The organism is Methylobacterium sp. J-001, from assembly GCF_022829565.1.
Lineage (GTDB): Bacteria > Pseudomonadota > Alphaproteobacteria > Rhizobiales > Beijerinckiaceae > Methylobacterium.
Genome location: NZ_JAKSYN010000196.1, coordinates 138,663 through 152,286, shown reverse-complemented (window position 1 = coordinate 152,286; position 13,624 = coordinate 138,663). Strand labels below are relative to the sequence as shown.

At 64.2% G+C, this 13,624-nt stretch carries 11 protein-coding genes and 3 pseudogenes; 1 reads left to right on the top strand and 13 read right to left on the bottom strand.

Features of this window, described 5'->3' with window-relative positions:
* From MKK65_RS23760 to MKK65_RS23745, 4 genes and pseudogenes are all read right to left on the bottom strand, one after another.
* A pseudogene (locus MKK65_RS23760) lies at positions 1 to 611 on the bottom strand (PhnA-like protein); the annotation flags it as partial.
* A 221-nt stretch (positions 612 to 832) separates the two neighbouring features.
* On the bottom strand, positions 833 to 1,015 hold the full coding sequence (locus MKK65_RS23755; protein WP_243960458.1) for a hypothetical protein: 183 nt from the start codon (positions 1,013 to 1,015) through the stop codon (positions 833 to 835).
* 162 nt (positions 1,016 to 1,177) lie between these two features.
* Complete coding sequence (locus tag MKK65_RS23750) at positions 1,178 to 2,662, bottom strand: helix-turn-helix transcriptional regulator (RefSeq protein WP_243960457.1); 1,485 nt, start codon at positions 2,660 to 2,662, stop codon at positions 1,178 to 1,180.
* A gap of 132 nt (positions 2,663 to 2,794) precedes the next feature.
* Positions 2,795 to 3,091: a hypothetical protein gene (locus MKK65_RS23745; RefSeq protein WP_243960456.1), complete on the bottom strand. Its 297-nt coding sequence runs from the start codon at positions 3,089 to 3,091 to the stop codon at positions 2,795 to 2,797.
* 264 nt (positions 3,092 to 3,355) lie between these two features.
* On the opposite strand from MKK65_RS23745, the pseudogene MKK65_RS23740 reads away from it, so the two are divergent.
* Positions 3,356 to 4,310, top strand: a pseudogene (locus tag MKK65_RS23740) (IS630 family transposase).
* 12 nt (positions 4,311 to 4,322) lie between these two features.
* Here MKK65_RS23740 and MKK65_RS23735 read toward each other — a convergent pair.
* From MKK65_RS23735 to MKK65_RS23695, 9 genes and pseudogenes are all read right to left on the bottom strand, one after another.
* Positions 4,323 to 4,514, bottom strand: a complete 192-nt coding sequence (locus MKK65_RS23735; protein ID WP_243960455.1) for a hypothetical protein — start codon at positions 4,512 to 4,514, stop codon at positions 4,323 to 4,325.
* 417 nt (positions 4,515 to 4,931) lie between these two features.
* Positions 4,932 to 5,465 carry a GAF domain-containing protein gene (locus MKK65_RS23730; RefSeq protein ID WP_243960454.1) on the bottom strand — a complete coding sequence of 178 codons (534 nt, stop codon included), beginning with the start codon at positions 5,463 to 5,465 and terminating at the stop codon, positions 4,932 to 4,934.
* Entirely contained in the window at positions 5,462 to 7,225 is a 1,764-nt protein-coding gene (locus tag MKK65_RS23725; RefSeq protein WP_243960453.1) for a PAS domain-containing hybrid sensor histidine kinase/response regulator, read from the bottom strand. Before MKK65_RS23725 ends, MKK65_RS23730 begins: the two co-directional genes overlap by 4 nt.
* The gene (locus MKK65_RS23720; protein WP_243960452.1) at positions 7,209 to 7,541 is read right to left on the bottom strand and encodes a circadian clock KaiB family protein; all 333 of its coding nucleotides are present in this window, start codon (positions 7,539 to 7,541) and stop codon (positions 7,209 to 7,211) included. The genes MKK65_RS23725 and MKK65_RS23720 overlap by 17 nt, the downstream gene beginning before the upstream one ends.
* Positions 7,538 to 7,891 (bottom strand): circadian clock KaiB family protein, encoded by a 354-nt coding sequence (locus MKK65_RS23715; RefSeq protein WP_243960451.1) that lies wholly within the window; start codon positions 7,889 to 7,891, stop codon positions 7,538 to 7,540. Before MKK65_RS23715 ends, MKK65_RS23720 begins: the two co-directional genes overlap by 4 nt.
* Positions 7,888 to 9,576 carry a circadian clock protein KaiC gene (gene kaiC, locus MKK65_RS23710; RefSeq protein WP_243960450.1) on the bottom strand — a complete coding sequence of 563 codons (1,689 nt, stop codon included), beginning with the start codon at positions 9,574 to 9,576 and terminating at the stop codon, positions 7,888 to 7,890. The genes MKK65_RS23715 and kaiC overlap by 4 nt, the downstream gene beginning before the upstream one ends.
* A complete protein-coding gene (locus MKK65_RS23705; protein ID WP_243960449.1) occupies positions 9,566 to 9,763 on the bottom strand; it encodes a YlcI/YnfO family protein in 198 nt (65 codons plus the stop codon). The genes kaiC and MKK65_RS23705 overlap by 11 nt, the downstream gene beginning before the upstream one ends.
* Positions 9,764 to 10,060: 297 nt before the next feature.
* Positions 10,061 to 11,499 (bottom strand): annotated as a pseudogene (locus tag MKK65_RS23700) (IS1182 family transposase).
* 379 nt (positions 11,500 to 11,878) lie between these two features.
* Positions 11,879 to 13,558, bottom strand: a complete 1,680-nt coding sequence (locus tag MKK65_RS23695) for a DUF6538 domain-containing protein (RefSeq protein WP_243960448.1) — start codon at positions 13,556 to 13,558, stop codon at positions 11,879 to 11,881.
* Positions 13,559 to 13,624: the final 66 nt, after the last annotated feature.

Here is a 13,624-nt window from a genome sequence, read left to right as displayed (position 1 = left end):
ACCTGCGGTCCTCGGCGTTCCGCGGCGTTGCCTGTGCCGGTTCGGACGTGGCTCGAGATGTCCGAGAACGGGTTGGCCATGCGCGGCAGCGACGGGGCGGCGGCCTGCGCGGCGGTCTTCCCCGAGCCGCCGATCAGGTTGCGGCCGACGCCGAGCGTGCTCGACACCGCGCTCGACGCGGGGCTAGCGATGCAGCCGACCGCCGAGGACAGCAGGTACACGACGACGAGGGCCGAGACCGCCCAGGCGATCAGCCCGGGGTAGGCGGTGGTGGTGTTGGCCGGCTTGCCCGAAAGGCGCCCGGCGAGCCAGCCGCCAGCGGCGGATGCGAGGACGCCGGAGATCACGAACCAGATCCCCGCGCCCGAGGACAGGCTGCTTGCAGTCGGGGTACCGTTGCCGGCTGGGTCGACGGTTGAGAGACCGATGCCGAGCCCGACCATGTTAAGGATGACCTGAGCGACCAGCACAATCACCGCACCGGCGATGACCGCCCCCCAGGAGATGGAGTGCAGCGCCAGCGTGCGCATGTCCTCCGCGGGGGAAACCGCACTGGCGGTGGGGAAGTCGCGGTCGTAGGCCGGACGGGTGGTATCGGGTGATAACGCCATGTGCGGTACTCTCAGAGCTGTGTGGTTCGATCTTCGGCCGAGGTCGGCGGAAGAAGGTTTGGCTGGGCTCAGAACACCCGACGGCGGCCGATCAGGGCGCGGTTGACGTAGCCCGACCACCGCGCCAACGACGGTGACGAGCAATTCTGCGAAGGTTCAGCCCCGCGACGGCTGGGCTGACCGAACTGGTTGCTGTCCGTGTGTCTGCTCGCGTCCCAGCATCACGACCGGGGTGAGCGCTCTGGTTTCGGCTCGGGGTTCGACGACGCGTGTGCGGCTTCGATGGCGGCGATCTCGGCGGCGGCCTCCGCCTGGATCGCGCGGTCGCCCTCGATGATGCCGATGGCTTCCTTAATCAGCGCTCGGGCATGGTCGGACGAGAGCACCTTTCGACGCTCGGCCACACGGATCTCCTCGTATCAACCCGCTGGGATGATCTTCCGAGATGCTCGCGTGAGCAGAGCTACCACCGTTTAATCGGGTGTTTTATTGTAAGTTCCGACGATTTACATAAAGTACATTTGTACCAAATCGACCTGGTAGTTCTGTCACGGTTTTCGTCCGTATCAGCGGCGTTGCCATGTGTTCGGCCCGATACCGCGCTCCTGCGCCCACACCACCACCGCGCTGCGGCGGTTGACCCCGAGCTTGCGGTACAGCCCGGACACGTGGTTGCGCACCGTGTTCGGCGACAGCTTCAGCTCGGCGCCGATCTCCCGATCGGTCGCGCCCTGGCAGATCCGCGTGAGCATGTCCTGCTCACGGATCGTCAGGTTCTCGACCCCGACCAACGGGTGGCTTGAGCGTGACGGGTGCCGCAGGCTCGCCAGCTTGTCGATCACCCCGTGGCTGAACCATGACGCGTCCGCCATCACCGCCTCGATGGCGCTGATCAGTTCGCGCTCTGAGCGCTTGCGACTGGTGATGTCCTGCAGGACGCACAGCACGCACACCTCGTCGTTGATGCTCACCCGCTCGGCCGAGATCAAGCAGTCGATCTCGGTGCCTGCCCCATCCTTCAGCACGGCCTCGAAGCCTCGGATGCCGCCAAGCCGTTTGAGATCGCGAGAGAACTTGCGCTGCTCGGCGCGGTCGACCCAGAGCGCAAGGTCGGCGAGCGACTGGCCGCCCGCGGCCTCGGGGGCGTGCCCGAAGGTGGTGACGAACGCTTGGTTGACGCTGGTGATCTCCAGCTCGTCCGCGTCCATCAACGCGCTCGGCACCGGTGACAGGTCGAACGCCTTGGCAAAGCGCTCCTCGCTGTGGCGCAAGGCCATCTCGGCTTTGCGGCGATCCTCCAGGTCGGCGAAGGTGAACAGCATGCACGGTTCGATGCCGCCCGGGCCTGGCATCTCGATGGCGTGCCCGGCCACGATCACGTAGCGGCCGCGGCCACACGGCGTGGCGAGCTGAGCCTCCATCTGTGGGATGGTGCGGCCCTCGTGCAGGCGATGGATCGCCATCTCGCGCCGCTCGGCCTCGCGCAGCAGGTCGATCTCGCAGAAGGTCCGGCCGAGCACGTCGTCGCGATGGTAGCCGGTGAGGTCGAGGAAACCGTGGTTGACCCGCACGAAGCGGAGATCGGCGATCCGGCAGATGATTGCCGGGGCCGGGTTGGCGTTGAACATCCGCTCGAACCGAGCCTCGGCCTGGTAGCGTTCGCTTACGTCCTGCATCACCAGGGCCAGGCCGTTGGGCGTGCCGGCCGCGTCGGTCGTCACTAGGCTACGGATGCGGTGCATCCACCTGTGTCTCGGATCCCGAGTTGGGGTCAACTCGACGACGATATCGCGGAACACCTCGCCGGCGAGCACGCGGTCCAGGGGATGCTGCAGCGGGCCGATCTCGCGATGATTGCGGTAGTGCAGCGTGAAGTTCGCGCGGTACTCAGACACGGTGGCGCCAAGATCGCCGACATCTGTCACTCCATGCATCATCACGGCGGCATCGTTCGCATAGGCGATGGTCTGATCCGGCTCGATCAAGATCACGCCCTCGGACAGGCCAGCCACGATCTGCCGCATCTGCGTGTGATAAACCGCATCGGCCATCGGCGTATCTCCATCCGAAGCGCCAACGCTCGAATGCGAGGAAAAGCTCAGGCTGCCGCGTTTGAGTGTCCCTGATCTGGCCGATCGCCGCGAATAAACTGGCTGAGCAGATCGTAGGCCGAGGAACTACGCCTATGAGCGTGCGAGGAGGTTATTACATACAAGTTGCAGTTTGGGTCGGCGGCTTCCGGTGAGGAACATGACCTCGACCGTGCCTTCATCAATCGACGTGACGTGGAGGCGGTAGCCCATATTCGTCGCCAGCATACGCGCCTGGTCCAGCGTACCGGCGGCCAACATCATCGTGAACTCGGTTATGCCCGATGCTAGTTGAGCCGCGAGGACACCGATTTCGACACCTTCGTTGAAGGTCTCGTCGCGGCCAGCAAACCGCAGGCGCAGACCGGGCACGACGTGGATGTGGCGCATGTCTAGTCCCTCTGGACACCACTCAGTGCGCAGCCGATGTGGTTAACGTCGCGTTAGCGGCAGACTGCTCTCAAAAGATCCAAAATGCTGCGTGACTGCTTGGAGGCGGGAGCACCTTCTCGAACCCGGGCGACACGCTCGGTTCCAGAACGCCGCGTTATGCGAAGTCAGCGCTAGAGCCGTGCCCGCGCGGCTTGAATCGTTGAAGTTAGGCGATCTGCCTGGCGTGTGATTCACTGGCTGGGCTTACGAGGGAGGATCGCCATGCCTTCAGCCCTGTCGGTGGATCTGCGCGCGCGTGTGGTCGCTGCGATTGAAGCAGGCGCATCGCGGCGTCAGGCGGCCAAACGCTTCGGGGTCGGGGCGGCCAGCGCGGTCCGTTGGCACGAGCGCTTCCGGCAGGACGGGCAGATCGCGCCCAAGCCCATGGGCGGCGACCGCAACGCGCAGCGTCTGGAAGCGCAGGCCGCCCTGATCCTTCGGCTCAACGAAGAACACCCGCTCTCCTTCTTGCGGGAACTGCGCGACAGGCTCTCGGAACGCGGCGTCCGGGCAAGCACGAGCAGCCTGTCACGCTTCTTCGCCCGGCATGGGATCACCCGTAAAAAGGGGCTGTCCACGCGGCCGAACAGGAGCGGTCGGATGTGAGGGCCGCGCGCGAGGACTGGTTCGATGGCCAACCCGATCTGGATCCGGATACCCTGGTTTTCCTCGACGAGACGGCCGCCACGACGAAGATGGTCCGCCGCTATGGTCGTGCTCCGTGCGGTCAGCGCTGCCGGATCGCCGTGCCTCACGGGCACGACAAGACCACCACCATCACTGCCGCCCTGCGCGCCACGGGACTGATCGCCAGGACCGTCTTCGATGGAGCCACGAATGGTATGCGTTTCCGGGCCTACGTCACCGACACTCTGGCTCCGGTGCTGAGGCCCGGTGACACCGTCATCCTCGACAATCTGAACGCCCACAAGGTCGCCGGGGTGCGCGAGGCCATCGAGGCGGTCGGCGCAAGGGTCTCTACGTCCCGCCCTACAGTCCCGACTTCAATCCGATCGAGCAAGTCTTTGCCAAGATCAAAGCCCTCCTCCGGACGGCTGCAGCACGAACCTCCGCCGACCTGACCATCGCCATCGAGGACACGTTCGCCGCCGTCCGACCGGACGAGTGCCGAAACTACCTCACCGCTGCTGGATACGATGCCTATGAGCCAACCTGAGAGGGTACGGCTCTAGGACGGAGGAGTCGACGAGCCGCGCGTCTTGAGTGCGGTCTTCACCTTCGCCATGCCCGCGGAGGCGACATCGGGATAGGGGCAGATCCGTGCCATCTCACCGGCCCGGCGGCGCGCCGTGTGCGGCTTGGCTAGCAGCGGCCCTGTGGCGAGCGCGTCGAAGTAGGCCATCCAGTACCGAGTCTTCATGGGCCGCGGATCACTCGATCTTAATCCCTTCGCTGACGGCATGGTCGTTTCCGATCGGCAAGCTGCATACCGGAGCGAACATCCTACCAAAGGGATGAACGTGGCCTCAATCGCCCAGGCCGATGACAAGCGGCCAAGTTCCAGAGCAGCGTTCCAAGGATCTTGCCCTATTGAAATGTAACGTCAGGTAGCGCGATCAGTTGTGTGCGAAAAACGATGTTTTTCCCGACATGCCCAAGCGCTAGATTTCGACCTATAGCAGTCCTCAAGTTTCGCGTGGCCATGCCCAACGGATGTGCGAACTAACGAACGACTTTGAACTGCTGCGCCACTCAGCAGGCTGGAGCGTAATGTTGGGATAGGGCTTTTGGAGGAAACGGTGCAGCCGGTGCTGGCCTACGCGGTGATGGCATCGACCTACTGCGCAGCGAGTTCGCGTGTGCGATCCGCTAAAGCCCGCCGGAGGTTAAGCTGCTCCATGACTTGGCCAGCGAGAGCCTGGAGGCATTCTCGCTGCTCAGGCGTCAGGCCGGACGGTCGAGCTACAGTGTCGATGACGCACAGCGTCCCCAGCGTGTGTCCCTTTGGCGTAAGCAGGGGGGCACCTGCATAGAAGCGGAGATGCAGTGCCCCCACGACCAGAGGGTTCTGGCGGGTACGCGCGTCGAGCGTCAGATCGGTGATCACCAGCAAATCGGTACGACCTAGGGCATGGGCGCAGATGGACCCGCTGAGTTCGGTCCCCGTCAGCTCGAACCCGGAGCGCGCCTTGAACCACTGCCGGTCCTCGGCGACGAGGCTTACCAGTGCCACCGGAGCAGCACAGAGCACGCGCGCCAGCAGCACGATGTCATCAAATCCCTTCTCGGGCGGCGTATCGAGCACCGCATAGCCATCAACCGACGCGATGCGGTCCGGATCTGAGACTTCAACCGGCGTTCGATTGGTCACGAAGACGGCACTTTCTGCGTAGGGCCCGAGGCGCTGTTTTCGCCAATGATCCGGCGCAGGACGCGCGAGAGCTGATCGGCCGAGTACGGCTTGTGCAACAGCTCGAAGCCGTGGTCCCCGTCGCGGGCGAGGACGTGGCTATAGCCCGAGGCCAGCAGTACGGGCAGGCTCGGCAGCCGATCCCGCAGCTTCTCGGCCAGGACGATCCCGCCCATGCCCGGCATCACCACGTCCGAGAACACCGCGTCAAAGCCGCCGCCATCTGCCCCCAGTTGTTCGAGGGCATCCTCGGCGTTCGCTGCCCAAACGGGGTCGTAGCCGAGGTCCTCCAGGATCTGCGTCGCGAAGCGACCGACCTCAATGTTGTCCTCAACAACCAAGATGCGCCGTCCGCCACCGTGTGTCGCTTCTACGGGGGCCGGCGACGTGATCGCCGCGCCCGCAGCAGCTTCGACCTCCGGCAGGTAGAGCGTGAAGGTCGTGCCCTGCCCCAGCGTGCTCTCGACGTCCACGTCCCCGCCGGACTGCTTGGCGAAGCCGAACACCTGGCTCAGCCCCAGCCCCGTCCCCTTGCCCACCGCCTTGGTCGTGAAGAACGGCTCGAAGATCCGCGCGAGGTACTCCTCCGGCATGCCCGTGCCGGTGTCGGTGAGCGATACGGCGGCGAAGGCTTTGCGCGAGCCGACGTGCCCGCGGATCCCCGGCATCGGCAAACCGCCAGTAAGGCGTAGCGTTAGGCAACCTTCGCCATCCATCGCGTCGCGGGCGTTCACCGCGATGTTTACCAGCGCCGTCTCGAACTGGCTGCGGTCGCAGCGCACGAAGCACTCCACCGTGGCAACCTCGACCACGACGCGGATACGGGCGCCGGTGATCGTGTCGAGCATGTCGGCCACCTCGTGCAGGCAGGCTCCCACTTGGAACGTTTCAGGCTTGAGCGCTTGGCGCCGCGCGAAGGCCAGCAGCTGACCGGTCAGCTTGGCGGCGCGGTCCACCGTGTCGGAGACCGCGTCCATGTACCGAAGGCGCCGTTCCTCGGGCAGCGACGGTCGGCGCAGGAAATCCACCGACGATCGGATGATGGTCAGCAGATTGTTGAAGTCGTGGGCGATGCCACCGGTAAGCTGGCCAATCGCCTCCATCTTCTGAGCTTGCCGCAGCGCTTCCTCGATCCGTTCGCGCTCCACACCCTGCGCCTTGAGTTGGGCATTAGCCTCGGCCAGCTCGTGGAGATGCTGCCGCTGCTCGGTCAGGTCGGTGAGGACGCCGCACAGCAGGGCCGCGCCGTCGCCACGCTGTAGGCGGCTCAGGGAGACATGCGCCGGCAGGTGCGACCCGGCGGCCGACCGCAGACAGACCTCACCCCGGGCCGCGCCTGTCCTGTTGGCTTCTTCCAGTAGCCGCACCAGCGCCGGCCGCTCCTTCGCGTCGATGAAATCATGCAGGAAGCGCCCGATCAGCTGTTCCGGAACGCTCGCGAGCATCGCGGCGACCCGGGGGTTGCCATACAGTAGCGCCCCGTCCGCGCCGAGCGTGAACGCCCCTTCCTGGATCTGCTCGATCAGCACGCGGTAGGGACGATCGGCGTTCTCCAGCGTGTAGACCTGCTGCCCGCCGCCCGGGGCCTGGACGACGACGGCGTCGAAGTCACCCCGCCGGATCGCGGCGAGCGTCTCCTCGCTTTCCTCCAACAGTGCTTCGAGTTCACGGATGCGAGCGCGAGCCTCATCGAGTGTGGTCGGATCAGATCCTGGGATCATCGCCGCCTCCAAGAGGCGGGAAGATACCGAGCCCGCGTAGCACGCGAGCCTCGTCCGAGAGGTCTCCGATAATCCGTCGTAGGGGCTCGGGTGTCAGCTTGAGCAGCGTCGGCGCCGCGACGACCTGATCAGCCTCTGCCAACTCCGGCTGCTGGTAGATGTCGACGATCACCAGGTTGTGCCGGTCGGCAAGGTGCTGACGGCAGATCCGGCGCAGGTTCTCGATCGTGCGCTGGGAACGCGGGCTCGTGCCGGCGATGAACAGGCGCAGCTGATATTCGGCCGGGTCCGGGCCCTCTGCCCCACCGGTGCTCAAGGCGTGCTGGACCCTGAGGAGGCGCGCGGGCGGATGTCGAGGCCGACCAGCACTTTCTCGGTGTTCGACAGGTCGCCGATGATCCGCTTAAGCGGGGCGGGCAACCGACGGACCAGGGTCGGGATTGCCAGGATCTGATCGCCCGCTGCCAACTGCGGGTTCTTCAGTAGATCGACCACCTCGATGTCGTAGCGGCCGGCGAGATGCTGCTCGCAAACCCGTTTGAGGTTGGCCAGCGCGGCCATCGACTTCGGGGTTTGGCCGGCCACGTACAGGCGAAGATGATATTGCCCCGGATCACCATCCTCCTCCGAGACGGGATCGCCGGCATGTGAAGTTTGCTCGCTCATTCGGCCGCACTCCGGCGACGGGCGATGTCGGTGCGCTCGCTCGACAGTAGCGTCTCGCGCGCCACGTCCTCGTCGAGGAGCAGCGTCTCTTCCTCTTCCGCGGTCTCCAAGCTGGCCCGCAGCTCGGCGATCTGCCGCTCGATCGACAGCCGCCGCCGGACCACGTCGCGCTTGCGTCGCTCGCTGTCCTGCCGACGGCGCAACGCGGCGGCCTCCTCCTGCGCCTCCTGCACGATGCGGGCGGTCCCCGTCAGTACCCCGGCCGGGCCAATGTAGGCATCCACGAGCTTCAGCCCGGCCGACGACATCTGGAACTCACGCACCTGGTTCGAGTGGCTCATACCGCGGGCCTTGATCACATAGAGCGTGCGCGAGCGTTCGCCGTTGGCCTCGATGTCTTGGAGCTTGATCCACACATCCATAAGCGAGGATAGGCCGAGATCGCCCGACTGCCCGAATGCGCCGTCCGTGCGCAGGGACGTGAACACCGCGGTGATGCCGCGGGCCTTGAGCATGTCGACCATGCGCAACAGCGTCGCCTGTAGCTCGACCTCGGGTCCGCGCAGGGCCGAGATCGGGTCGATCACCACGACGCTCGGTCGGAACTGCTCGATGTCCCGGTGCATCCGGGCGAGATGCATCTCCAGTCCGTACAAGCTTGGTCGCGCCGCCTCGAAGCGCAGCAGGCCGGTATCGACGTGACGGTGCAGGTCGAGCCCGACCGACCGCGCGTTGCGGCAGATCTGCTCGCCGCTCTCCTCAAACACGAAGGACATGCAGCGCTCGCCGCGGGTGCAGGCGGCGTCGATCGTATGGCTGCTGATCGTCGTCTTGCCAGTGCCGGCTGAGCCGGAGATCAGCACACTGGCGCCTCGAAACAGGCCGCCGGGGCCGAACATCGCGTCCAGGCTCTCGACCCCCGTGGAGACGACCTCGTTTGAGACGTCGTAGCTCAGATCGGCGGCGGTCACCGGCAGGACGCTGATGCCCTGCTCATCGATCAGGAACGGGTACTCGTTGGTGCCGTGGGCTGAGCCGCGGTACTTGACGATGCGCAGGCGACGCGTGGTGATCTGGTCCTCGACGCGGTTGTCGAGCAGCACGACGCAGTCCGAGACGTACTCCTCGAGTCCTTGGCGGGTGAGCTGTCCTTCGCCGCGCTCGCCGGTGATGATCGCGGTCAAGCCGCGGTCCTTGAGCCAGGCGAACAGCCGGCGCAGTTCGGAGCGCAGCACCGCTGCATCGCTCAGCCCGGCGAACAGGGTCTCGATCGTGTCGAGGACCACGCGCTTGGCCTTGATCGTGTCGACGGCGTAGCCGAGGCGAATGAACAGACCTTCGAGGTCGTATTCGCCGGTCTCCTCGATCTCGCTGCGTTCGACCTTGACGTGATCGACGGCGATTTTGCCGGTTTCCACGAGGCCGTCGAGGTCGTATCCCAGCGAGGCGACGTTGGCTGCGAGATCCTCGGCGCGCTCCTCGAAGCTCATGAACACGCCGGGCTCGTCGAACAGCGTGGCGCCGTTCACGAGGAATGTGGTGGCAAACAGCGTCTTACCGCAGCCGGCGCTGCCGCAGACCAACGACGGCCGCCCCGCGGGCAAGCCGCCGAACGTGACGTCGTCGAAGCCGTCGATACCGGTGCGCGCCTTACGGAGGGACGCTGTAGTGCGCTCAGAAGTCACGCGGTCGTTCCCTGCTCTGCTGTGCGCAGTCCTGTTCGCGTGCGACGAGGGCTGGCATGACTTCAGCGATGCGTTGGCGCAGCGCAGTCTCGATGAAATTGGTGAGCGTGCGGTTGTCCTGGCGCGCGCACTCGCGAGCGGCAGCCAGCAACTCCGGGTCGATCCGCAGAGCGATCGGGGTCTTCATCACCGCCTTCTCCCAAACGCATCAGAACGCAGACCGTTTACAGGCTTGTATCGCAAGCGGCAATACGACCCAAAGTTGACGGCAGTGAGATAGGTGATCCGAAGGGCGCCACTCACGGGTCACAGTTATTGTCCGTTGGGGAATGCCCCAAAGGACAAGGGTTCTCATGCGCCCCGTGCAAGGCCACGAATTGACGGTCTGCGAGCGACCGTTTCCGACCGAGGCCGTGTCAAAACGCATTGATCGTGGCCGCCAGCGTCGATCAGCAGGATGACGACGGCGGCGCGGCGGGCAGCTTCAGGCCTGAATGGCCTGGATGAGCCAAGTTGCGCCGAACAGGCGGATCATCCGCTTCACGTTGTAGGCGAGGATGGCGAGGCTCATCTCGGTTCTCACGCCTTTTAGGCCCTTCGTCAGGAAGGGCGTACTGCCCATCCAAGCCTTCAGCGTTCCGAAGACGTGCTCGACCGTGGCGCGCCGTACCGCCATGGTGTCAGGCCTTGCATCGAGCCGCCTCTGCATGGCCTCCAGCACCGCCTCGTGCTTCCAGCGCTTGAAGCGCTTGACCTTCTCTGTCGTGCAATGCGCCCGCATCGCGCAGGCATGACAGGCTTCCAAGTTGCGGTAGTGGTCGATGTCACCGTGTCGATCGGAGCGCGCATTAGACTTCGTCAGCACGGCGCCGGCGGGACAGACGTAGTGATCGGCCGCGGCACGTAGACGAAGTCGGCGCGCACGAAGAGCCCCTTCTTGGCTCGCCCCGACGTGTCGGCCCGCGGCATGACCGGCAGGATGCCTGTGCCTTCGCAGGCCAGAACCTCGTCGCCGCTGTAGTAGCCGCGATCGGCCAGGACCACGACTTCCCCTACGTCGATGGCCTGCTTGGCCCGATCGCCCATCGACACGAGTTGGGTTCGGTCGTGGCCCTCGTTGACGACGTCATGGGCCACGACGAGATGATGCTCGGGATCGACGGCGATCTGGACGTTGTAGCCGACGATGCCGGTGCCGCGCCCGCTCGTCGCCATGGAGCGCGCGTCCGGGTCGGTCAGGGAGACTTGTCCGTCGTCCGCGGTCCCTACCTGCTCCTGCATCGCGCGCAAAAAGGCCATCTGTCGGCGCAGGGCGGCGATCTTCTCGCCGATACGCTGAGTCCGCGCCTCGGGAACGTCGTTGCCTTCTCTGTCCGCCCGGTCGAGCGCCACGAGGTAGCGCGCGATGCTGGCGTCCACCTGTTCCAGGCGCTTGGCGAGCTTGGCCACGGTGTAGTTGCGGTCCCGATTGTTGACCGCCTTGAACTTCGATCCGTCCACGGCGACGGTCGCCCCGGCGAAGAGTCGCAGATCCCGGCACAGGACCACGAACTGCCGACAGGCGGCCTGGATCGCAGGCCCGTTGTCGCGCCTGAAGTTGGCGATCGTCTTGTGATCGGGAGCCAGGCGACCGGTCAGCCACATCACCTCGATGTTGCACTGTGCCTCCCGCTCAAGCCGCCGGCTCGACGGTACCCGGTTGAGATAGCCGTAGAGGTAGAGCTTCAAAAGCGTGGCCGGATCATAAGCAGGCCGCCCCGTTGCTGCGGGCTCAAAGCGGGTGAAGCCGAGGGTGCCGAGATCGAGTTCGTCGATGAAGGCCTCAATCACCCGAACCGGATTGTCCACGGTGACATAGTCGTCCAGCGAACTGGGCAGCAACCAGGACTGCCGACGATCCTGCCCTTCGACGAACCGACCCATGCTGGCCTCCGCAGATGAGGCCGCAAGTCTATCCCAGAAGGGACTTTTGATACAGCCTCGGTCGACACCGGACGGTCGCTAACCTGAAACTGAATGTCCGCTTCCGGGCGGACCGCCGACTTCCGCTCTTGGTGCTTAGCCGGCGACACCTCGTGCATGGTCGAGACTTGAAGCGTGGGTCGCCTAACTCCGGGTTTCTGTTTGCCGCGATCCCTTGTGAAGCGGCGGAATGCGCCCTTGGCACTGGACGCAGGATCGTATCAACCGCCTGTGCGCACGAAGCAGAAGCGCGTGCAACATTAATGGCTTGATCCAGATGACCGGCTGCGTTCGTGTTGGGTGAGAATCCTTGCGCCCCACTTATTCAGAGATAAAAGCCTCAGCCAAGCCCGGTTGGCACAGGAAGTTTCTCTATCTCCGGGCATAGCGTCGAAATCGCGTAGTCTTCGCCGTAAAGTTCGCTGGCGCCCCCATTACTATGCCCCATCAGTCTGTCCCTAATTTCTGGCGGCACACCGAAATTTTTACACGATGTGGAGAAGCGATGCCTGAAAGAATGACTTGGGCTGATACGGGAGTCCGTAATCTCCAACTTGTCCCTGACCCAGCGACTGATTACTTTCGTTGCGTTACCTCCTCGATTGCCGAAGCGGTCCGGCGTTGCATCAGGGAACAAATCCTGGCCCTTTGAACGCAAGACAAAGTCCAGAAATCCTTCTTGAATGAGTCTCGAGTGGACAGGAATAATTCGTTTCGAGCTAAGATTTTTGAGATTTTTTCTAATCCGCTTAGTATCGGAGGTTTCCGTCTCCTCCCCTTCGTTGTCTTGCTCGGTGGTCATCCGGAAATAGTGCATGCCTTGAGAGGTAGTGATATCGGCTCGCTCCAGCTGGCAGATCTCAGAAATGCGAGCGCCGGTGAAGCAAGCAATCCACGGGACCCACCGCCGATAACCCGTACGATCCCGTGCCGCTCTCAAAATGCGGGCAGCTTCCTCGTCGGTGAAATCGCGCTTCGTCGATCGTCGCTGCCCCTTCACGGCGGCACGGGGCTGCTTCAAACCGCTGAAGGGATTGACCGGGCATTTGCCATTCGCTACGGCCCAGCCGTAGATAGCTTTGACAGCGAAGATGTCGTTCGAAACACTCTTTGCCGACCGAATCTCGAGCGAGGCAATCTTCCAATCGGACGCGTCCGACAAGCTCGCGCTTTGGAACGTGGCACCACGCTCCCCCAGGAAAGCGGTCCACCGACGTACCTTGCTCGAGAAAGTGTAGAAGGTTTTCTCGGTCGGTGTCTGATCCCTCTTCCAGCCATCCAGGATTTGTTCCGGGGTCGACGCTTCGATCTTCTCCCGTTTCGGCCGAGGTGTGCCTTCGGTTCTGAGGGCGTCGCTCACCTGTAGCACAGGCGTCGGTCTGGTGTTCCCCCGATGCCGGTCACTGATGACGGTTATCACCTCGAGTTCGGCTTCGACGAACGCCAGATGGAGACGACGATCCGCGGGCGATCCGAACGCGATGTTCAACCCAGCATCTAGAACGGTCATCATCGCATCCAGGTCGAAATGCACAGCGGTGAAGTCGCCCCGCGCGTTGGCGTCGCGCAACTCGGCCTCTCTTGACGCAATCTCTTGCCCGAGTGCGTCGAACCCTTCGCGAGTGAGTGGGTCGGCGCCGCGCCGCCGCGCTTCATCCGTAGCTAGCTTGCGATGTCGAAAGGTCGCAACCAATCCCTGAATGATCATGTCGTCGAGCTCCGAGAGCTTCGGCTGAACGCTGAGAGCCAGACGGCGCTTCGCCAAGCGAATCAGTGCGTCGGCCTCGCCATCCAGTCGGCGCGCTCGGTCGCGCGCCACATCCTTATCACGGGTGCCGAGGCTGACCCAGAACTCGCGTCCCGCCCGACTTCCCTTCAACGAGACGCCCGCGCTCTCATCGAATATGCCTGGCCCAGCCGTTCCGAGTACGGCCGGCATGTCGGCGCGCAGCGCATCCGGGATGGTGCGACGGAAATAGAAGATGCCCCGACGCTGGACCAAGCCCACCATCTGCCTCATGGCTTCGTAGCACTCCTTCGTAGCAGGAGCGCGCTCAGAAGCCTACGGAATCAGAAAGATACCGTT